Source organism: Paraglaciecola sp. L1A13 (genome assembly GCF_009796745.1).
GTDB lineage: Bacteria > Pseudomonadota > Gammaproteobacteria > Enterobacterales > Alteromonadaceae > Paraglaciecola.
On record NZ_CP047024.1, the window covers coordinates 3738696 to 3759712 of the forward strand.

General features: G+C 42.2%; 16 protein-coding genes and 2 pseudogenes. 5 read left to right on the top strand and 13 right to left on the bottom strand.

Going from position 1 to position 21017, the window contains the following annotated elements; translation table 11 throughout:
- Positions 1-133 precede the first annotated feature (133 nt).
- From GQR89_RS15850 to GQR89_RS15870, 5 genes are all read right to left on the bottom strand, one after another.
- On the bottom strand, positions 134-3154 hold the full coding sequence (locus GQR89_RS15850; RefSeq protein ID WP_158770940.1) for a TonB-dependent receptor: 3021 nt from the start codon (positions 3152-3154) through the stop codon (positions 134-136).
- 53 nt (positions 3155-3207) lie between these two features.
- Positions 3208-3384, bottom strand: coding sequence for a hypothetical protein (locus GQR89_RS15855; RefSeq protein ID WP_158770941.1), 177 nt, complete (start codon positions 3382-3384; stop codon positions 3208-3210).
- A 974-nt stretch (positions 3385-4358) separates the two neighbouring features.
- On the bottom strand, positions 4359-5294 hold the full coding sequence (locus GQR89_RS15860) for an ABC transporter substrate-binding protein (protein WP_233268989.1): 936 nt from the start codon (positions 5292-5294) through the stop codon (positions 4359-4361).
- A gap of 68 nt (positions 5295-5362) precedes the next feature.
- Positions 5363-6445: a general secretion pathway protein GspB gene (locus GQR89_RS15865; RefSeq protein ID WP_158770942.1), complete on the bottom strand. Its 1083-nt coding sequence runs from the start codon at positions 6443-6445 to the stop codon at positions 5363-5365.
- A complete protein-coding gene (locus tag GQR89_RS15870) occupies positions 6438-7349 on the bottom strand; it encodes an ExeA family protein (protein ID WP_158772292.1) in 912 nt (303 codons plus the stop codon). The genes GQR89_RS15865 and GQR89_RS15870 overlap by 8 nt, the downstream gene beginning before the upstream one ends.
- A gap of 239 nt (positions 7350-7588) precedes the next feature.
- Here GQR89_RS15870 and GQR89_RS15875 point away from each other — a divergent pair, with 239 nt between their 5' ends.
- Both GQR89_RS15875 and GQR89_RS15880 read left to right on the top strand, forming a co-directional pair.
- The gene (locus tag GQR89_RS15875; RefSeq protein ID WP_158770943.1) at positions 7589-8806 is read left to right on the top strand and encodes a multifunctional CCA addition/repair protein; all 1218 of its coding nucleotides are present in this window, start codon (positions 7589-7591) and stop codon (positions 8804-8806) included.
- Between the two features lie 72 nt (positions 8807-8878).
- Positions 8879-9493, top strand: a complete 615-nt coding sequence (locus GQR89_RS15880) for an NUDIX domain-containing protein (RefSeq protein ID WP_158770944.1) — start codon at positions 8879-8881, stop codon at positions 9491-9493.
- Positions 9494-9660: 167 nt separating this feature from the next.
- Here GQR89_RS15880 and GQR89_RS15885 read toward each other — a convergent pair whose 3' ends face one another.
- Together GQR89_RS15885 and GQR89_RS15890 are read right to left on the bottom strand one after the other, a co-directional pair.
- Positions 9661-10188 carry a deoxycytidine deaminase gene (locus GQR89_RS15885; protein ID WP_158770945.1) on the bottom strand — a complete coding sequence of 176 codons (528 nt, stop codon included), beginning with the start codon at positions 10186-10188 and terminating at the stop codon, positions 9661-9663.
- Between the two features lie 132 nt (positions 10189-10320).
- Complete coding sequence (locus GQR89_RS15890; RefSeq protein ID WP_158770946.1) at positions 10321-10947, bottom strand: hypothetical protein; 627 nt, start codon at positions 10945-10947, stop codon at positions 10321-10323.
- A 294-nt stretch (positions 10948-11241) separates the two neighbouring features.
- Here GQR89_RS15890 and GQR89_RS15895 point away from each other — a divergent pair.
- From GQR89_RS15895 to srmB, 3 genes and pseudogenes are all read left to right on the top strand, one after another.
- Positions 11242-12191: pseudogene (locus GQR89_RS15895) on the top strand (IS30 family transposase).
- 296 nt (positions 12192-12487) lie between these two features.
- Positions 12488-12817: pseudogene (locus GQR89_RS21575) on the top strand (dUTP diphosphatase); the annotation flags it as partial.
- 92 nt (positions 12818-12909) lie between these two features.
- Positions 12910-14148, top strand: a complete 1239-nt coding sequence (gene srmB, locus GQR89_RS15905) for an ATP-dependent RNA helicase SrmB (RefSeq protein ID WP_158770947.1) — start codon at positions 12910-12912, stop codon at positions 14146-14148.
- 263 nt (positions 14149-14411) lie between these two features.
- Here the strand turns inward: srmB and GQR89_RS15910 are convergent, their stop codons facing one another.
- The 6 genes from GQR89_RS15910 to GQR89_RS15930 form a co-directional block, all read right to left on the bottom strand.
- Positions 14412-15101: a response regulator gene (locus GQR89_RS15910; protein WP_158770948.1), complete on the bottom strand. Its 690-nt coding sequence runs from the start codon at positions 15099-15101 to the stop codon at positions 14412-14414.
- A 2-nt stretch (positions 15102-15103) separates the two neighbouring features.
- Positions 15104-16486 carry an ATP-binding protein gene (locus GQR89_RS15915; protein WP_233268990.1) on the bottom strand — a complete coding sequence of 461 codons (1383 nt, stop codon included), beginning with the start codon at positions 16484-16486 and terminating at the stop codon, positions 15104-15106.
- Between the two features lie 207 nt (positions 16487-16693).
- Positions 16694-17161 carry a hypothetical protein gene (locus GQR89_RS15920; RefSeq protein WP_233268991.1) on the bottom strand — a complete coding sequence of 156 codons (468 nt, stop codon included), beginning with the start codon at positions 17159-17161 and terminating at the stop codon, positions 16694-16696.
- A 53-nt stretch (positions 17162-17214) separates the two neighbouring features.
- On the bottom strand, positions 17215-18363 hold the full coding sequence (locus GQR89_RS21580) for a hypothetical protein (protein ID WP_233268992.1): 1149 nt from the start codon (positions 18361-18363) through the stop codon (positions 17215-17217).
- A gap of 30 nt (positions 18364-18393) precedes the next feature.
- Entirely contained in the window at positions 18394-19413 is a 1020-nt protein-coding gene (locus GQR89_RS21585; RefSeq protein ID WP_233268993.1) for a hypothetical protein, read from the bottom strand.
- Between the two features lie 261 nt (positions 19414-19674).
- On the bottom strand, positions 19675-20781 hold the full coding sequence (locus GQR89_RS15930; protein ID WP_158770950.1) for an energy transducer TonB: 1107 nt from the start codon (positions 20779-20781) through the stop codon (positions 19675-19677).
- Positions 20782-21017 lie beyond the last annotated feature (236 nt).

The following is a 21017-nucleotide window of genomic DNA, read 5'->3' on the forward strand; positions in this document are numbered from 1 at the left end:
ACCGACCTCTACCTTCGTGTAATTGTGTAGTGCATTTGTTTTAATATAACTAAAAAACAAGCCGCGATAAATCGCGGCTTATGAAATGCCGATTAACTCGGCTTACCTACAGGCACACACACTCATTAAATCTCTAGAATGTATAACGAGCCCCGAGCGCGTAACGTGCGCCCAGTTGCTCTAAGTTCCACAATTGAGCTGATGTTCGACCGTGACGGCGACTGTTCTCTTCGGTAATGTTAATCCCTTCTAAAAATACCGATAAGTCGTCATTCACTTGGTACGACACGTTAAAATCAATTTGCGAATAAGACTCAGTAAAACCCGGTTCATTCACGTATTGACTGGTAGTATCAAGGAACTTGTCACGCCAGTTATAAGCGATACGCCCTTGCCAACCATCTTTCTCATACATAGCCACAAGGTTGGCAGTATCACTTAACCCCACTAGCGCAAATTGAGTTACTGATGGATTAGCGGTTGTGTCATAACCAACATCACCATTAACTGTCGTGTAGTTAGCTTGAATACCAAAGCCGGTATCACCAAAGAAATGCTGCGCAGCAAGTTCGAAGCCATATATATTCGCGCTTTTATTATTGACCGGTTTTGAGTTTATAAACGTCAAATATGGGTCATCCTCGTTAGGCAATACATCATATTGAGCTTCAAATTGTTCTATGGTTAGTGAATCGTACGCAATGTTGTTTTCCATGGCAGCAACCATGTTAAACAGATTGGTATCAGTTAATGGTTGGCCAATTCGCTCAAGCTCTGCTGCTGCCGCCTCTGCACGCGGACCAGCTGTCGCATCACGTAAACCAAATATGTTTTCTTCTACTTGCTCATTACCAATAAAATTTTTCACGCGTTTATCGTAAAACCCGATAGACACATAACTGGTATCTTCAAAGTAATACTCAACCGACAAATCGAGGTTGTCTGACTCTAACGGCACAAGTGACGGGTTGCCAGAACTCGCGGTGGCTGTTGCCCCCTGAGTAATGAGGGTTGGTCCACTTGGCGTGCCAACAGAAGCGGCGGCGCTCAAATTATTATATGTCGGGCGTGCAATGGTTTTGCTGTAAGACAAACGCGCTTTCACACCATCTATAACTTCGATGTCGAAATCGATACTCGGCAGAACATGGTCATAGTCAGAGTCAACTGCCACATCTTGGCTTTCAGAGCCAAAGCGCACGTTGAAGTCATTGTTTCCCTCCCATGCTATTGCACTTGGTAAACTAATATTAGCAACGGATTTTGAATCTGTACTCTCGTAGCGTACGCCGGCCAAAATATTATATGGACGACCACCTAGTTCGCCGTCTAATTCGAACTCCACATAGGCAGCAAATATATCTTCTTCAATAGTACGATTAGTTGCGTAAGGATTATCCGCTTCGAAGGCAAAGCCGTATTCTTGGGCCGCAAAAGCGCCAAGTTGCGCCACGCTACCTGTAAACCCTTGGCTAAAGATACCGTTAGTGTTGTAGTCTTCAAATTCATCTGCAAAACTAAATGGCGTTAAATAATCTGCTGGTAACTCACCAGGGTTTTCGATCCCCCAGTTCCCCATGGTACGGCGGGTCAACGCTTGTAATGAAGTACTCTCCATTGAGCGTGATTCAACACCAAAGTTAATACCGCCGTCATCAAATGCGTATTCACCGTCTAAACGGAACTGAGTAATATCTGTGCGCTGCGAATTAAAGTTCATATCAAGAATAGCGGTACCCACATCGTCTTGGTCAAGCACCCCATTGCCATTTAGGTTATCACGCGAAACATCATCAAAATCCACGGTCATAATAGGGAACTCACCTGAGAAATCAGCTCCTTGACCACGATTCACGTTAGCGCCTAAACCTAGATTGGCCCACGTACCGTAAGGCGCATCAGGACGACCTTCAGCCGATGAATCATGCACATCGAAGAACAAGGCTAATCTATCATTCACATGGTATTCAACATTGAAACCAATGGATTTATTTTCATTAATTTGGTTTAGTTCTTGCATTGCTAAACCTAGATCTCGTGGCAATAAATCACGACGTTCTTGTTCAATAAGTACCGGTGTTTTAACGATACCATCATCAAATGTTAGTTCAGAAAAATAACCGTCATCCATCCAAATTGATTGCTCAGCGCGCGCTTCAAATAAATCTTGCTTAGAGTAGGTATAATCTAAAGTTGCGGTTAAATCTTCACTGGGTGCGTACTGAAAAGTCAGCTGTGCATTGGTCCGTTTACGCTCGCGATCAGCGATGGAGTAACGTAAATCTGCAGGAATAGCGAATAGCTGCCCATCAGCAGGGCCGTTATTTATCACGACCGCAGGACCGTTAAAACCTGGTAAGCTTGGATCCGTCTGATTAGGCGTTTGAGGGATCGTGCCCTCATAAGGGTTAACGCGCCATTCATTAACAAATGCCCCCACTGCAGAGCTATCTCGCTCCTGCACACTGGCCGACAATGACACACCAAAAATACCGTCGTCATCAACAAAGTTAAAGAAGCCTGACACTTCTGGTGTCACGTCATCACCCACTCGATTTGTGGTGTCCATTAATGCTTTAGCACCCACTGAGCCGGTAAAGCCACTTTCTACAGCCTCAAGAGGCCGAGCGGTTTTAATATTAACTGTTGCACCAATACCGCCGGTAGCGATGCTTGCGCGACCTGTTTTATAAACTTCAACGCCGCGCACACTCTCAGAGGCTAGGTTTGCGAAATCAAATGCCCGCGAATTAGGCGTGCCACCGCCACCAGGTATAGCTGCTCCGGGCATAGCACGGCCGTTTAGCGTAACCATGTTAAAATCAGGGCCGAAGCCTCGAGCTGTGATCTGGCTCCCTTCGCCGTTACTCCGACTAATAGAAATACCGGTAATACGCTGCAAGGATTCCGCTAGGTTAGTATCTGGGAACTTACCGATATCTTCAGCTGAGATAGCATCTACTACCCCTGCCGAATCACGTTTAATACCCATAGATTCTTGAATACTAGAGCGCATTCCACGCACTTGGATCACTTCCAGATCACTGGCCGTTTCTTGTGCAACAGCGACTACCGGTGCAAGCACCGCGCTGCCTAGCAGTATCGAAATACTTTTGGTTAGCAGCGATTTATTAAACTTCGCGTATGTGTTCATAATTGTGTGTCCTTTGTGTTTCTATTAGTAGAGTTACTTGAAAACGATCCAAGCTAGGGGGAAGTACCTATTTCAAATTGCCCCCACTTATTCACCATGCTTAAGAAACGCGTCACTAAAATGCATTGTACTGCTAGGTACTTCGCTGCAATGCGTATTGCATGGCATTTTTCGGTATGCGCTTCATCCATTACGCTAAAAAAACCACGCAATGTAAACGTTTTCATCATGCTAGGGTTATTTTAACATTTCGTCAACATTTTACTGTTCAATAGTTTTGAAATTTAGACTTACGCCAGCAGGATAGTCAAATGTTATAAATACATTAATGCAATTTAGTGATATGGGGTATTAAAAAATCGGTCATAACTATGACAAATTCGGCGTTAAATTTAACGACACCTCATTACAATCCCATAAATAGAGGGGTTTAGTGGATAATTAAAAATCAAAGAAATCTATTTTTTATAATGTGCGAATATATAAATGTTAAAAATAAACTTTCAAATAACACTTAAAGTCATTGAATTATCTACAAACTGTCACACTCAATTTAGTCACCTTTATTAACAACTCTTAATTTCATTAAAGTATTGCGGTTAAATTATCTACCTTTAAAATTAAGCATTAAATTCTCTCGGAATAAAAAGCCTGAAAACGGAAACATATCTGTGTTTAGCCGCTGCTAATATTTCATCATGGGCGTTACAGAAAGACTTTCAAGAAGAGTGGAGTTCGTCGATGTCTAGGTATTTTTAGTCAATCAAAGGTGAAAGTAACAGAGCTGTTTCAGCTACTGTCACTCTTAGAAGATAACGAGTAGTTCATTATTCCGATACTAAACGTTTGGCTCATCAAGTATAAGGCGAGGCTCTAAAACTTTATCACCACAATGTGAAATAAAGAACAATTGCAAATCAGCTATTAATAGCTAAACGCAGGCCCCATTAGCTTCATATGAGGGGGTAAACGCCGATGCCCTTGTCCATATGTAAGCCCTTGTAAAATCGCTATATTTTTGGAAACTGATGGATAAAGTGTTCCTGAGAAACGGCTAGCAACCTAAATTCCCCCCACACATCTAGGCTCGTCATTTCTGTGCGAAATAACAATGAGATAATTATTTGCATAGCCCGCCTAGATAAAACAGATAGAAAGCGTTTTCACTTTATTCGGTTAATTTACGTAGTATTGCTAATTGGTGTTATTGGAGATCGATTAACTGCATAAATTTTTGGTCTATGGCACCTTTGCGGCCATCTTTAGATAGGGTGTTAAATGCGTGATTGAATTTTTCAATCCAAGCGTGGGCATCAGGGTAAGATTTAGAAATAATAAAATGCAAATCGACTTTTTCTAGGTCTGTAGGTAGCACGCGTAACTCGCTATCATTCAACCGATTATTACTTACCTCATTTAACGATACATAACTGTTGGTTAGCCCTGCATCGCTCCACCCCCGTTGTACGTGGCCAATACATGCTGCGCCATCAAGTACCCGATTTATCTTTAAATTTAGTTTTTCAATGACACCATCATCGACAAAATCGTCGCTATACCCAAAAGGAAGACATAAACGCTTATTTTTTAACTGCTGAACATCAGTGATATTGGAAGTCTTAGCTACATAGAAACGCACAGAAATATAATTAATCGCAGTGGAAAAGAAAAATTTCTCTGCTCTTTGCGCAGAATAAACATAGGGAAATGTTCCTAAAAATCGTTTTTCTTCGGTCCACATCTGACCGCGCCCCCAAGGTAAAGTATGAATATCAACCTTATGACCCATTTCTAAAAATGTGCCTGTAACCAAAGCTTGTGACCATCCCCCCTGAGGCAATCGTTGAGAGACATAAGGATAATAACCTTTTCCCGTTGCCAATCTGATCCGTTCACTGGTCGAATTTACAAGCGCGGGAGAAGTACCAGAGACACTCGCCACAAAAGTACGGTTTTCTAGTGGCTCGCTCTGCTGGCTGGCCTTTGACGTACTCTGAATTTTTAATTCACTTGCGTGGCTGATAAAACTTAGCCACATGCAAGACACTGATATCAATATAGCAGTGATGCAGTGCAGTTCCTTGGCTAACATGTCTGTTATGTGTCCATAATCGCGATAATCGGTGTTCAGTAATCGCATTATGCACATTAAACCGTTTATTTCTAGCCAATGACGTGTTTAACCAGGTGGTCTGCGGTGTTGACTGTTTACCACTCGCTAAGAGCTGACATACTAAATGTTTGCCCTTGGAAATTCAGGATGACGTTTTGCTGCTCTATGTGTTCGATACGCACCTTATTGTCGATCATATCTCCTTCGTGAAGTCGTCTGTTGTTAACCTCGACCCAGCGGTCTTGTTCAGAGGACGAATACATATGCATTGAAAATATCATAGGAGGTAAACGAGTGAGCACCCAAGCTGGCAACTGATCAATACGGGGAGTGTCTTCGCTTTTCGTTTGAGTTGTTTCAAACGGTTTATTCGGTTCATTGTCTATTTCGGTAATGGCTTTTTCAAATCGTTTTAGTAAATCTGCTGAGATTCTAGAACTCGATTCATCCGTCCCATTATTCCAGTTACTCGCACTATTAACCGTGTTTACCATTTCACCTTGTGATTCGTTACGATCTGTTTTGGCTGCGCGCTCTGATTGTGCTTGCTTGGGCTGAGTAGCATTTGGCGAGGTATTGACCGTTTCAGTTTTCGAAATTGGAAGCGTTTCAGGACTGACGACATCTTTTGCCCCTTCACTAGTTTGGGTAACAACAAGCTTAGTGCCCGCAGGATTTGAATTGGCCGCTTGCGGCGCTAAATCAATATGTTCGTTATCATTGATTTGTATCGTTTCCCCTGTCATATCAAGCTTTACCAGCCACGTTGGCGCAACTGACGCACCCCACCCCAATGCAAAACCGATGCAAATAACCAGAAAACCTTGCATTAACGGCTTCGCATAGTAATGCCACCGTGACGGCAATGCTTGCACTGATGGCAGAAATAAGCTGCGATTGAACTGATCAGACACAGCCGCATTTGCGCCATGCTCACTTAAACGCTCACTTTCTAATAGCTTTTGCGTCTGTGACTTTTGTACTTTTGGTTTATCTATTTCGACGGTTTGTGCTGGGTCAATCTCCACTTGTTGAACCCCCATCTCACCGAGCCCAATGACCATTTCCATACTGGTTACTAGGCCTGACTTACGTATTTTTATCGGGCCATTCTGTTGGGTAATTTTAACAATCACCATGCCAGGCAATAACGCGTCTATGTTTACGATATTATCCAAACCATCTGCCTCCGAAAAAACCTACACCCAAGGCGACGACAAACAAGAGCGCTAATATTAAGCGTCGTTGCTTCCCCCTGCGCTGCGCGACCACATCAGCGCCTAAAATCTGCTCAGCTGCGGCATAAAAAATATGGGTGTGTACCACGGGGGATTGCTTAGTAAACGTCAAGGTTAGCGCGCGATCGCACAATAAATTAATAACTCTGGGTATACCTCCCGTCACTTGATACACCGCACCTAACGCGCCGGGGCTAAAAATACTACTGTCGCCATTTGCCACGCTCAAGCGATGACTAATATAGGCTTTCACTTCGCCTGAGGTGAGCGGTAACAGATGATAACGAGCCGTGATCCGCTGAGCCAACTGACGCAATTCATTGCGTTTAAGTAGCAGTTGTAATTCAGGCTGGCCTATCAACACCACCTTCAACAACTTTTCTCGATTTGTTTCGAGATTTGTTAGTAAACGCAATTGCTCAAGCACTTCAGGTAACAGATGCTGAGCCTCATCTACAATCAAAATCGTATTTAAGCCGCTGTTATGATTGGTCGCTAATTTATTAAGGATCAAATCAGTAAAATATTTAAGACTCGCCCTCTCATAAAGGTATTCGATTCCTAGTTCATCGCAAATGGTGGCAAGTAGCTCTATGGCCGATAATGTCGGATTAAGTACCATGGCTACTTGCGTATTATCAGGTAGTTGCTGCATTAATTTCCGCGATACAGTGGTTTTACCCGTACCCACTTCCCCAGTTAGCATCACAAAACCGCCGCTTTCACGCAAACCAAACGTTAAGTGCGCTAAGGCTTCTTTATGTCTGGGGCTCATGTATAGGTACGCGGGATTGGGCGCGATGGAAAACGGATTATCTGAGAGTCCGAAATAATTGAGATACATAACAACGATTCTAATGGCAGTTTGAGGATAAGCGGAAGATAAACTAACCACTTCATCTAAACTTGTCAAAGATATACCCGAGTTTAGTGAAACAGCCTATGTCTAGACCTCTTCGAACGACAAGTTGATAATTTTTCAGGACGTTGATTCGAAGGATAACGCACGTTGTCAATCAGCGAAGATTTTTGCTATCTGTGGAAATCAGGCATAATAAGGTGATTTTATTATTTAAGGTATGTATGCAGGTATATTTAGTCGGTGGGGCGGTGCGCGATAAACTCCTTAATCGCCAGATAAAAGATAAAGACTGGGTTGTTGTGGGTGCGAGCGTAGCGGACATGCTTGCTAAGGGTTACCAGCAGGTAGGTAAAGATTTCCCGGTATTTCTGCACCCAACCACCCAACAAGAATATGCCTTGGCTCGCACTGAACGCAAAGTAGGTCAAGGTTATGCGGGTTTTGAATGCGATACATCGCCCAATGTCACCCTTGAGCAAGACTTAATGCGCCGGGATCTTACGGTGAATGCCATGGCTATGGATGACGCTGGAAATATCATCGACCCATTTGATGGTCAAGGCGATCTTAATAAGCGTATTTTACGCCATGTATCGAACGCTTTTGTTGAAGATCCCCTGCGCGTTTTACGCGTCGCTCGCTTCGCTGCACGCTATGCAAGTTACGGATTTACCATTGCCGATGAAACCAAAGTACTCATGCGCGAGATTAGCCAATCGGGTGAACTTGCGAATTTAAGCGCCGAACGTGTGTGGGTCGAAACGGCTAAAAGCCTGCTTGAAGATACCCCGCAAGTGTATTTTGAGACATTGCGCGAGTGCACTGCGTTAAAGGTATGGTTTGCTGAATTAGATTGTTTATGGGGCATACCAAACCCGGCCAAATGGCATCCAGAAATAGATACCGGTATTCATACCATGATGGTACTTGAGCAATCTGTACGCGTATCGAAGAAACTTAGTGTGCGTTTTGCCGCCTTAGTACACGACTTGGGCAAGGGTTTAACTCCACCAGAAGAATGGCCATCACACCGCGGGCATGAAAAACGTGGCCTCGCGCCCATTAACACCCTTTGTGAGCGGCTAAAAGTACCCAATGACTGTCGTGATTTAGCGTTATTAATGAGTGAATTTCATAGTCATGTGCATCACGCGTTTAAGCTCAAAGCCGCCACGATTAATGATTTTTTAGACAAATGTGACGTGTGGCGAAAACCTGAGCGCTTTGCTGATTTATTGTTGGCCTGCACTGCGGATGCGAAAGGGCGAACCGGCTTTGAAGAGCGCCCCTACCCCAACGCAGATTATATTTGGCAAGCCTATTTGCTCGCCAAAGAGGTCAACGTACAAGAAATAGTGCAAGCAGGTTACAAAGGCGTGGAAATAAAACAGCAACTCAGTCAAAAACGCATTCATGCTATTGCCGCAAACGTGGCATAATACTCGTCCGCTTTTGTAGCAACCAGACCATAGTCCAGCTACGCAAATACATATCCAACATCGAGATACTTTATGAAAAAACACCAAGAACACATTGTGTGCATTAAATCTGAGACTGTAAAAAACCGCGAACATGGATTTGTTGAGTACGAACTAAATAGCGCTGATCTGATGCTTGGACAGCGAGCATCTCTTGAGAAAGATGATACCTTCCGCCAACTTTTACCTATTTCTGTATTCACTCACAAAGGGAAAGTTTGGGCATATGAACGTACTAATAAAGGCGGTGAGAACCGATTACATAACAAAATAGCTGTAGCTGTAGGGGGACATTGGGATCTAGATGACCTTGTCATAAAAGGTAGTATCATTAATTTACATGAGTCTCTAAAGCAAACAATGCAAAGGGAACTTAAGGAAGAAGTAAATCTGACATCGAATATTATAAAAACGATGGAACTCGAAAAAAAGATTTGTGCAGATGATACCGAAGTTGATAGACATCATATCGCTGTAGTTTATGTTCATGAACTTGACGGCGAAGGTGTAAATTCATCGGAAGAGCAATTGAAGACTGTGGGTTTTGTTTCTCCTACTGAGTTACTTTCTGGTAAATATAATATTGAGGCTTGGGCAAGAATTATTTGTGAGATTCTAACAAAAGTAAAAAACAATAACTTCTTGTAGAATTTCACATAACTACCTACACGTTGATATCGACCAACAATAAAGTTTCTAGTTAAAAGTAAAATTCTAACTAGAAACTTCAGTTTTATCGAAAAGTTAATTTGAGCAATTTAAATAGTTTTTTATAAGGCTAAAAGCTACTCATTAGTCGAAAATAAATACATCAGTTAATTAAAAGGAAGTGGCAAAGTTGGGAGCCCGCTCTTCTGATATTTCCCGTTATAAGGTTTACTATTATCAGTGCTACATCTCATTATATAGATTTGAGCGATACTTGCCCCTACTGGTATGACTACATCAAAAGGAGACTGATTCATTAATTCTAAAGTTACTCTCCCAGAAAACCCCGGCTCTATCTGCGCATCAGCGCATTGCGCTGCAACAAATAATCTAGCTAGAGTTCCCTTTGTCTGAACAAAACCAATATATCCCAGTGGCATATTTATGTCTTGGGCACTGCATGCTAAAACACATTCCCCAGAAGCTAATGTAAGATCACCTCCAGTTAATTCTTCCTCTTTATAATATTCGTCTACAGATTGAGCTCCGTATTTAATCGGCTCATTTTTATCAGGGTTCAAGCGAAACACGATACGATTCAAATTCACCTTGATAGAGAACTCATCAAATAAATCGTCACTGCAAATTTGGCTTGCTTGAATCAAGCCCTTCAGATTTTCACCTACAACAACCATTTTCGTCCTATTAATTTCTATTTTAGATTCACTCGCACTGAAGGAATATAGACAAATATTCTCAGTCTGAGAAACTCTGGTTCTAAGGGGAGCGCTGCACTTAAATTTACTACATTTTATTTCAGCATTACGTTAAGTGATGGCAAATGTAAAAAGCACGGTAGTAAGCGATGATGTAATTATCATAGCAATAAGGGTTAGTGTAAATTTCATATCCGACGCAAAGAAACTTCGCACCTGAGTGAATCTCCCTTTCTTTTTTTTATGAAGAAACTCTCTATTATTTTTATAAATTGAAGTCTTTATAGTTTTATCAGTTCTTAAGAATATAGCAGATGCAATTTTCTGCTTCTTTTTCAACGTCCTTTTTGTTCTGGATGTATTAAATATTAATAGGCGCAACTTGCCATCAAACGAAGGCTCTATTTTTCCAGCTCCAATTAAAATACCTTGCTCCAAAAATACAGAACCTGTCTGTAATATAAGTCCATACATATTAAATGGTACTTGAATGTTTTCTTGAACTTCAACTACAATTGAAGTCTGGGGGGGAATTGATATTTCATTATCTTCAATGGCATACATAACAGCTTTATCTTTAGAAATATCCTCGGCCCACACATCTCCTATCGATAGTTCTATAGAAAACTCCTCAATCATAGTAGCATCTGAATAAATCCGACTTGCATCAGACGTTTTATTTAATTCAAAAATCTCATTACAGTCCGTATGTTTTCCTTTAATAGATAATATTCCCACCGAGTTCAATCCTTTTAAGTTCATAATTACACAGAAATTTGTTATTTTGCGAGTTTAACCTGAGCACTTCAAAATAATTATAAAAATTTACATATTTTCAAGAACGTTACTCATCGCACAAGCCTAGCTTTCTCGTGTAGTTAGCTTACCGGAAAATGGGATTCTATTGTAATTAAATGTCTGCATGTATTCCCGAATTCAGATAATAAGTACACCGCTCATGGTTAACTGGCGATAGAGGAACAATTGCTTGTTGGTCTTATTCTTAAGTCGCCAAACAAAAAGAGTATCACCATGAGTTACAAGCAGTTGTTCGAAAGACAAAGATATCAGATAGACGCCTACTTGCGCGAGGGTTTGAGTTATCTGAGAAATAGTAAAACGGTTGTGTGTCAGTCACAGCAAGATCAGCCCGGAAGTTCGGTGCAATCGTTTAAGAGACAGCCATTATTTGCGTGAATTGGCACAAAGTAAAACAAGTCGTTGGCGGTCTCTGGCTGCTAAATATCAAGTATCAGCAGTCACCATTAGGTTTGTTGAGTACGCACTCTCGCAGAAATGGAGTCCCGAGCAGATTGCTGGAGTGGATAAAATCGTTGGCTACTCAGTCAGTCATGAGTGGATTTACGGCTACGTTCAATGAGACAAATCAGTGGGCCACAAGCTGTACAGACAGCTGTGACAAGCTCGCCGTAAGTACCCTAAAGGTGGCCGAGCGAAACGCGTGAGCATTCCAAATCAGGTTGGTATTGAGTGTCGTCCGGACATTGTAGGTGAGAAAGAGCGCTTTGGTGATTAGGAGGTGGATACCGTGTTAGGCAAGCACGGTACCAGCGTCATTGTAAGTTAGGTGGAGCGTACAAGCAAATTGTACTTGTTACGCAAGGTACCCGCTAAAAGCGAAGCTGATTTAGGCCGAGCCATGGTTGGGATGCTATGGCGCTACAGTAGTCATGTGCACACGATAACAGCTGACAATGGCGGAGAATTCCGCGGTCACGAGCAGGTTGCAAAAAAACTAGAAACCGATATCTACTTCGCGAATCCCTGCTCATCGTGGGAGCGAGGATTGAACGAGGATTTTAACGGCCTTTTAAGGCAATACATTAAAATGCATAGATTTAAGTACCTTTACAGGTGAACAGGTTGCTGACGCACAGCAGGGACTTAACCTGAGACCAAGAAAGTGTCTTGGGTACAGACAACCCATAGTTGTCTTCAATGGACTATGCAGCGCAGCTTAATTTATTGAGTGGTACACTCCGGAGTTGAATTCGCGTTGCTCTAAAACTGAAGAATTCAAAAATCATCAAACGCTTTTATAGCACCATTTATATAATGCTGAGTCCGCAGACGTTTAAATAGTAGAATGTTTTATACTCTTTCCTAAATTACTTGTTGTTTGAGTAAGTGAAGTCACCGTAGAGTTGAATAGGTTGGTCTGTTATCATTCCACCTTGCGGAAATATAGGTTATAGGCAATTGGGAAAAGCTTCTAAAGACACCTATTGATTTAACAGGTCGTTTTTGATGGCAACCCTATGATTTCACCCGTTTAGATATACTGGATAATTTACAGTTAATGGCTGGCCTGTGCGCCGCTAATCGTTTTGACGTCCCTTTATTCATCAAAATTGTCGAGCAAGCTGATATGACCGCCGATGAACTGTATCGTCAGTATGTGGGTAAAAATGTATTAAACTTCTTTCGTCAAGACAACGGTTATAAAGATGGTAGCTACTTAAAGCTATGGCACGGCCGTGAAGACAACGAACACCTAGTCGATGTGTTAAACACATTAGACATTGCTTTACCTGATTACAGCGATAAGGTTTATCAGGAATTAAAGCAGCGTTACCCAACGAATTAAACTCGTTAATTGCCTTAGGCATCTCGGGAGCTTAACAGTTTTGTTTTTGCGCCCATTATATTAAGTACAACTTTAAGAAGCATAGAAACGCCATGTTTGAGCAACTAGACCTAGATGATGAACTTTGCCGCGCAGTCGCTGAGTTAGGCTACATAGAACCCACCAGTATTCAGCAGTTGGTTATTCCAGCAGCGATGGAAGGCAAAGATATTCTTGCCTCAGCCCCTACGGGTACGGGCAAAACAGCAGCATTTTTATTGCCTGTTTGCCAATTTATATTAGATTACCCTCGTCGCGGTATTGGCTCGACGCGGATTTTAATCTTAACGCCGACTCGTGAGCTGGCCCAGCAGGTTTATAATCAAGCCTTAGAGCTAAGCAAATACACGGATATCGTCTGCGGTGTGATTACAGGTGGTATTAACTACGGCACAGACAGAGACACACTAGAAAAAAATCTCGATATTCTAGTCGCGACCCCAGGCCGTTTATTCGAACACATTGAACAAGAAAGTTTTGATTGTCGTGATATTGAATGCCTTATTTTAGATGAAGCCGACCGTATGCTTGATATGGGCTTTTCATCAATCGTAAACCAGATTTCTGCTGAAGCTCGCTGGCGCAAACAAAGCATGCTGTTTTCAGCCACTCTCGAAGGTGCTGGCATTAGCCGCTTTGCAAAAGATATTCTGAATGATCCCGTTGAACTTGAAGCGGCTCCTAGCCGAAAAGAACAAGGTAAAATTCATCAGTGGCTTCACCTAGCTGACGACGCGAAACACAAATATGCTCTACTCAAACATATTCTCACTCATCAGGTTGAGTCAGCAGTCGTGTTTGTTAAAACTCGCGACCGTCTGAACGAATTAAAGCAGGTATTAGAGCGTGACGGTTTTATTGTATGTTGGTTACAAGGTGAGATGCCGCAAGATAAACGTAATTTATCCATGGCTAAATTTCGCTCCGGTGAAGTCAAAATACTGATCGCCACCGATGTAGCTGCCAGAGGCATTGATGTAGAAAACATCAGCCACGTTATTAACTACGACATGCCACGCACTGCTGATATATATGTACACCGTATTGGTCGTACAGGTCGCGCAGGCAACAAAGGCACCGCTATTTCGATCGTGGAAGCACACGATATCGCAATCGTGCCTAAAATTGAACGTTACACGGAGCAGCCCCTTAAACGCCGTGTGATTGATGAGCTGCGCCCAAAAAACAAAGAGGCTAAACCACCAGCCAAGAAAAAAATGAGTAACCGCGCCAAAAAAGCGGCGGGTGTACCCTTGAAGAAAAAAGCTAAGAAGAAAAAGAACAAAAGCTAATTACCGTTCTTTTTAGAGCACTTTAACATTATATAAAGACCTGCAAAATTGCAGGTTTTTTTATGGTTATCTCTTAGCCTTTTTAACGTTTGAATCAACCTCTTTGTTAATTCGTTAATGTAGTTCTGGATTTTTTTTCATTTACTCTGAGATTATTCGCTCTTAAAAATATCTAGCGATTAAATGAGGTGATGCGAGAATGCCAAGTGCTGTAATGCCATTAAGCCATCTGAAAATAGAACAGAAATCGACCAAGCGTTACCTTAGATATCTCTTTGGTATTCAAATTTATAACCCACACTGTAAACTGCGACAATTGGATTTACCCCAACTTCAATCTCAGTCATTTTTTTTCGAATATTTTTAATATGTGTATCAATGTTACGATCCGAGATATCAATCGTGTCGTTATAAACATGCTTGATAATATCCTCGCGGCTAAACACCCGCCCAACATGACTTATTAACAACAAGAAAATGTTAAACTCCACAGCTGTGAGAGCAATATTCTTACCGTGAAGCGATGCTACATAACCCTCTTTGTTTAACGCAAAGCCTGAATGGGTAATCACTTGGCTTGGGTTTGGGTTTGCTCTTCTCAATACGGCCTTTATTCTAGCCATGACTTCCTTAGGGCTAAAGGGTTTACATATGTAGTCATCGGCACCGAGTTCTAACCCTAATAAACGGTCTATTTCTGAGCTTTTTGCCGTGACCATAATGATAGGTATGCTTGAAAAAGCCCTAATTTGCTTACATAACTGTATGCCATCTACTTCTGGGATCATCAAATCAAGTAAAATTAAATCTACAGGGTTATGCTTCACATAGTTCGTCACGCCTATACCGCTGTTGAAATGATGTGTGCTGAAACCTTGTTGTTTACTGTAAGCAATAAGTACTTCTGCAATATTTTCTTCGTCTTCAACAATAAGTATTTTTTGCGCTGCCATTATTATCGACCTATAAGTGGAAACGTTATCTTAACTTCCAGCCCACCAAGTGGTGAGTCGTGCAATGTGATATGTCCGTCATGTGCTTCTACTATTTGTTCACACAACGCTAACCCCAAACCAGAACCACCAAAATCGCGGTTACGAGATTTTTCAACTCGATAAAAACGTTCAAATAACCTTTGCTTGTCACTTGGCGAAACGCCTGGCGTCGAGTCTTGTAAAGTAAGCACAACCTTACGGTCTAGGGTGCCCACTTTTACGTTTAGCTGTCCGCCTTGATGAGTGTATCTACAGGTATTTTCTAATAAATTGATAAATACCTGCTGAAGGCGCTCTTTATCTCCACTAATGATAAATTTGCCAGCGTTATTTAAGTCATGACTATCAACTGTTATGCCACGCTGCTCAAATCGTACAGCATAGTTTTCTAGCGTTTGCGTAAAGGTAGAGACTAAATCAACGTCGGAGTCCTTGTATGTCAAATTTGCTGTATCACTGTGAGCTAGTTGGGCGAGGTCATCGACTATGCAATTTAATTTGTCTACTTGTTTGAGCAGCAAACGAATACGACTCTCATCAGCCACAAATACACCGTCTTGAACGGCCAATAAATGAGAGCGTAATACAGTGAGCGGCGTTCTTAGCTCGTGGGATGTGTCTGAAACCCATTGAAAGCGCGATCGCTGGTTTTTTCCCAATGTAAGCGCTAACTCATTGTAGTGGTTGGATAAGGTGCCGAGTTCGTCTTTACTTAGCACAGTTATTCTGCTGGTAAAGTTACCTTTGATTAACTCACTTGTTCCGGCGAGGATTTTCTTTATGGGTTTAATGAGATGCCTAGACACAGCAATAGCCATAACAAATGCCAGTAACACAATGAATGACGTGATCATAAAGTAATTCTGAAATTGGGCGCTTAAAAACGCTTTTGCCGGACTGCTTTGAACCAATAGGGAAGGTACTAAACCTATCCAACCTATTATTTTTCCTCGTAATAAAATGGGCTCAACCGATGGGTTGTCATGTAAATATTCTCTACCCATTACGACTGTTTTATTCTGATCATATAAGCTTATGCGCTGCCCTGTTTTAAGTGCCCCTGCGGGAAGGTTTATCCACAAAAGAGACGGACTTGCGCTATCGGTAGGTTGTTTGGGCTGGCTATTGCTAGTTTGTTTATTGGCATTAGGTACCCCAGGTGCATTTTCAGGTTCAACAATTGAGCGCCACAATTGTGTGTTTTGAGTAATGGGTTGCCAACTACCTAATTCAACATAAAGTTCTGTTAATTGCTGTTTAACACTCGCTACGTGCTTTTTCTCTTCCTGCTCAACATAATTATTGAATCCTGACGAAAAGGTCATGTATATAAATATAAACATGAGTCCCACTAGGATGATATTAGTGATAAAAAAGGCTAAAAAGAACTTATGAATTAACTTCATTGGCTGCCAAATGTTAAAACTCATGATGTAAAGTATGTTGCGCAATATTGCATATTGAGTAGGCACCTACAATGCGTGTAATCGCGTATCTACTAATAAAAATAAATTAGTAGATACACTTTAGGGGCAGAGTATTTCTATTAACTACCGGTTATGAAAGACCACATGTCCGGTGTCCCCGGCCCTAAGATATTGGTATCGGGGTTTGACAAAACTTGCGTGTACAGAGCCTAAATTTTTGGGGAATGAAAGTGTAATATCATCCACGTTTGCAAAATCATGCTTGGCTTGAAAAACAATTTCTTCACCATGGGAGCTGCCACTAGTTTTAGTTTCAACAACGACTCGTTCAAAGGCTATCACTTGCTGATTGACAGCCAAAATCATATTTTTTGCTAAAGTGTTTTTTACAAAATCCGCTTGCTCGACCTTGCTTAAGTTTGTCGGCATGACCTGCTCGATATCGCCCATTAGCCAAGCTTGTTCGTTCTGTAAAACCGAGACTAAGTGGTCTATATCGGTTATGAGCCTCACTTCAACCTGGCCATCTCTTAAAATGACTTGCGCACTAGTCTCATTTAAAACATGTGCGCTTGTTGAACTGATACTCATCAACACACATATCAAGATTGACCAATGTATTCGTTTTAAAAAATTCACAATCATTATTTATCGCTACCTACATCGCTGTGCTGTGGTTGTTCTATCGTTGCTCTACAAATTAGGGTGTTATCCGTTTCAAGGTCATCGCCCCAGACAAATTGCGCGTTCTTGTCCCAATTTATTTCATCGTACCCATCTTTAGGCCCAACATCGCCAAAGTTGTGCTCGGTAGCATGAGGCCAGTTAGTGTCATCAAAATCACTTTGCAGCCAATTGTCAGGCGCTTCTTTAGACATAAATGTACAATATCCCTGTCCTGCAACAGGATTAGATTCGTCTTCACATAACTTATTCAGCGGTGCTTTATGCAGAACTTCGCATTTCCAACTTTTATTGCTGACCGCGACAACGTTATTTGTGTCGGTATCTGTTAATTGCATAATAAAACCACCGTCTCCCATTTGTTGGTTTTTGGCCCCTATGTACTCTAAGCCTGTATCGTTTTGCTTAAAATCTTTGATGATCAAATTAAGTTGTATAGGGTAGTCAGCTGAAAAAGAGATGCTTTCTGCATTAAACGAGCGTTCCGTGGTAATCGACACTGAATCTTCAATAAGTAGCTGTTCACCAACATATGCTGCAAACCAATTATCAGCCCATGCCTCTAGCTTTAAATTGTGTTCGCCATTGATTGCAGGGTTAGTATTAACACGGGTTGTTGATGGTTGGCTCGCGGCTGATTGTGAACCTCTGCAAAATGTACCCGTTTGAACCTTACCGCCATTACTAATCGTTTTCTGTTTAAAGTCGTAGCAGTTATCGCCGTCAACCGACGGTGTGTAAGTAGTGAAATAATCTTCACCTCGGTATGAGTAACGCATAGTACGACCACCATCTTCAGCTACGCTGTGTGTTAAGTTTTTAACGCCTTCAGGGGGTGGGCGCAGATCCGCTCTTATCCCTTGAGTGTCGCCACTAAGGGGAGCGACTCTGGGGAGTTTGCTGGTATCAACTTCCCCCACCAAACATTGAATAATATAAGGCGGTGTCACAGAAGTTTGGTAGCGATAACCAAACTTCTCGTCAGTTTGGCCGTTACATACATCTAATGCCCCCTGTGGAATGTTACTGCCATCTGGATTTTTATCCCCATATAAAGGGTAGCCATCGTAGGCCCAACCAATGATGGCATCGCTTGCTTGGTTTTTCATTGTGTTGATCATGCAAGTAGGCGACACGTGCTAATGATAATCATCACCACGACCAGCATGCCCGCCGCAATTATCTAATTGCCCAAGGGCTAATGTGTCATGTTTTGGATCGTAAGAAGTTACATCTAACTCGCCTTGCGAAGAGTAGTCGTATATTGGAACGCCATTTACCGCTACACCGACAGCAGCATCAATCGTCGTCAATTTTTGCGCTTTTTCAGGATTGAGTTTGATAGGCGCAGCATACCCCTTAGCAGGTACCGGAATTTGCTCATTAGTACCTGTAATCCCCGTCATAACCTCATGGCTAGGATACGCAGTAGATGCCACATACGCATAGTCTTCGTCGCACGTAACAGTCACACTTTGCTCAAACCCTGCATCATTCACTGAGTGCTTAATATCGTCACAACGAGGCGAATCGATATTAGATGTCGAACGTGACTGATTAGGCACGTTATTGCGCTTTTTTTTGGCTTCGGCCTTACCTTGATTATCGCTAGCGCTTCGCTGATAAGTGACCGTCATGCTTGCGGAGTCAAGTGTAGTCCCCTCAATAGCAGCTAGTAGTGTCGCTCTATCTACTTTGGTTTGCTTGTTAAAAGCCACAGGCGCAGACAGTGCGTATACGGTAAACGTATAGCTTTTTTTACCTGGCCCCTTAGAGCATGGTGGCGCGTACTCATCGACGTCATTCACGCTATTACTGCCAACTTGGCCCAATGATTCCCCAGCCTTTATTTGGGTTGTATCAGCATTTATATCGTATAGGGTCCAATACCAGTGCACTCCCTCAGGTGCATCGTGGTGCATCACCAACGCATAGTATTTTGTTGCTTCAGGAGCCCCGTGCCACGTCAAGGGTGGGCTAAGGCTGTCGCCATCGCAGGTATAGATGGTGGGTAAGCTGTCACCATCCGCCATCGCTGAGCTACTCAAAACAAACTCATTGATATGGGTTTGCTGTTCTAGCTCAAAATTTGAGTCATCGCACGCACTTAGGGTAAAACAACAGATCACACCTAAGCAAAACGCCCATGTCTTTTTCATTAACTGACCTCCAATCGATTTTGAGAAAATAGTAATAGGTAACGTTGGGCAGTGTAATGCTTAAATGTGGGGCAATTATGTAGAGAATGAAATTTCTGAAATATACATTCACTACACAATATTGACCAAGATATTGCCTGATCGGTGTCGTTTGGATTATCAGCCTAAGAATAGAGCATAGCGATATGAAATGAAGACTATCACCACTGGCGGACAGTGGTGATTATTGATTTAGTTAAAAAGAAGAGCTGTGGCTGAAAATCAACTTTGCTCACTCTTAGTGGGAATTTCTAGCAAGGTGAATTGGCTGTCGGTATCTCCTACCACTCTTACGCTGCAACGGCCCCAACTGGCGGGTATATTCCATGTGCTGTCTGTGGTGGCGGTGTATAGCTCGCTTTTATTGTGGCAACGAAGTTCCACTGTATTTAGGGTGCCGTGCACGTCACGTAAACTAAAGGCGCGCCGGCTTAGAGCGTGCCACCAATCACCGTCTTGTTTGACTTTTCCTGGAATGGCTATTACTTGGTCGCTCTTAAGCACATTGAGTATTTGGGTCACATAAGGTTTGAGCATGGCGATGTTTTTGTCGTTATTTTCTTGCGTCTCCACGCGCTGAAACGTATCCAAGGCGTCCAGGTATTGCGACTGATTTATTTGCAGCACAAACATACGGTTTAACAACAAGCTATACGCTTCGCTGCCTAAGTACTCACCTTTTCTGTCGGTACTTAAGATATGTTCAACGTGCTTAAGCTCTGAAACTTCATCGTTTTGTGCTTTTGCCAAGTCAGCACGTAGCAAAGAATAAAAGCTAAACTCTATGCTATTGAGCAAGCCTTTGTCCTTCATGTTTTCACTCAACTCACGCGCTAAAGCAATATCATTGCTGCTTAGCGCGGAACGCACACTCTCATATTTACGTTTAAAATTTCGCCTAACCCCTCTTTCTCCCCCATCTAACCGAAAGTCCATTTGTACTTTGTTGTGGCATTGCTCAATTGGCTTGCCATCAATAAATGCTGGGCTGTATTGCCAGTTTTTCATTGCTTTTACCGCCGCGTTTTCAAAGGCTTGCATACCAGTTGAATCAACCACAACGATATCGTTGACGCTGCCGTCAGTACCCACCACAAAATTCAGTTGCACCCAACCCTCAGCGCCCTTTCGTGCCATGCTCACTGGATATTTAGGTGCTACGCGTTCAATAGGCTCAGGGAGCTTAGCGGACTCTAAAAGCACTGTACTGGGTTCGCTGATTGCGATGGGATGGATCTGCGCTTCCGTTTGAGGCTTATTTATAGCAGTCGCATAACCAGTGATTAAGCTTGCACTACTAATGAGGAGTAATTTGGCTGAAAATGTCATAAAGCATCCTTGCGCTACTAAGCGGTTAAGTTTAAACAAGATAATATTGAAACGAATGATGGTGCGATCAATTTCCAATATTCAGTAGTTAGTATCAAGACTAATTAACTTACCCTTTCACAGCAAGGTGTATTTGTCACCAGCGACCTTTCGTAAAAGATTAAAAGCGCAACAGTGCAATATCAATTTTTTGTTGAAACAGGTAAAATTCGACCAAACATATTTAGATAGAAGGG

Coding starts and splice junctions, on each gene's coding strand:
- GQR89_RS15920 (WP_233268991.1), bottom strand. CDS start 17,161: ATGAGTATCAGTTCAACAAGCGCACATGTTTTAAATGAGACTAGTGCG.
- GQR89_RS15930 (WP_158770950.1), bottom strand. CDS start 20,781: ATGACATTTTCAGCCAAATTACTCCTCATTAGTAGTGCAAGCTTAATC.
- GQR89_RS21585 (WP_233268993.1), bottom strand. CDS start 19,413: ATGAAAAAGACATGGGCGTTTTGCTTAGGTGTGATCTGTTGTTTTACC.
- GQR89_RS15870 (WP_158772292.1), bottom strand. CDS start 7,349: ATGTATCTCAATTATTTCGGACTCTCAGATAATCCGTTTTCCATCGCG.
- GQR89_RS21580 (WP_233268992.1), bottom strand. CDS start 18,363: ATGAAAAACCAAGCAAGCGATGCCATCATTGGTTGGGCCTACGATGGC.
- srmB (WP_158770947.1), top strand. CDS start 12,910: ATGTTTGAGCAACTAGACCTAGATGATGAACTTTGCCGCGCAGTCGCT.
- GQR89_RS15885 (WP_158770945.1), bottom strand. CDS start 10,188: ATGGTTGTTGTAGGTGAAAATCTGAAGGGCTTGATTCAAGCAAGCCAA.
- GQR89_RS15915 (WP_233268990.1), bottom strand. CDS start 16,486: ATGTTTATATTTATATACATGACCTTTTCGTCAGGATTCAATAATTAT.
- GQR89_RS15850 (WP_158770940.1), bottom strand. CDS start 3,154: ATGAACACATACGCGAAGTTTAATAAATCGCTGCTAACCAAAAGTATT.
- GQR89_RS15860 (WP_233268989.1), bottom strand. CDS start 5,294: ATGCGATTACTGAACACCGATTATCGCGATTATGGACACATAACAGAC.
- GQR89_RS15855 (WP_158770941.1), bottom strand. CDS start 3,384: ATGATGAAAACGTTTACATTGCGTGGTTTTTTTAGCGTAATGGATGAA.
- GQR89_RS15910 (WP_158770948.1), bottom strand. CDS start 15,101: ATGGCAGCGCAAAAAATACTTATTGTTGAAGACGAAGAAAATATTGCA.
- GQR89_RS15875 (WP_158770943.1), top strand. CDS start 7,589: ATGCAGGTATATTTAGTCGGTGGGGCGGTGCGCGATAAACTCCTTAAT.
- GQR89_RS15880 (WP_158770944.1), top strand. CDS start 8,879: ATGAAAAAACACCAAGAACACATTGTGTGCATTAAATCTGAGACTGTA.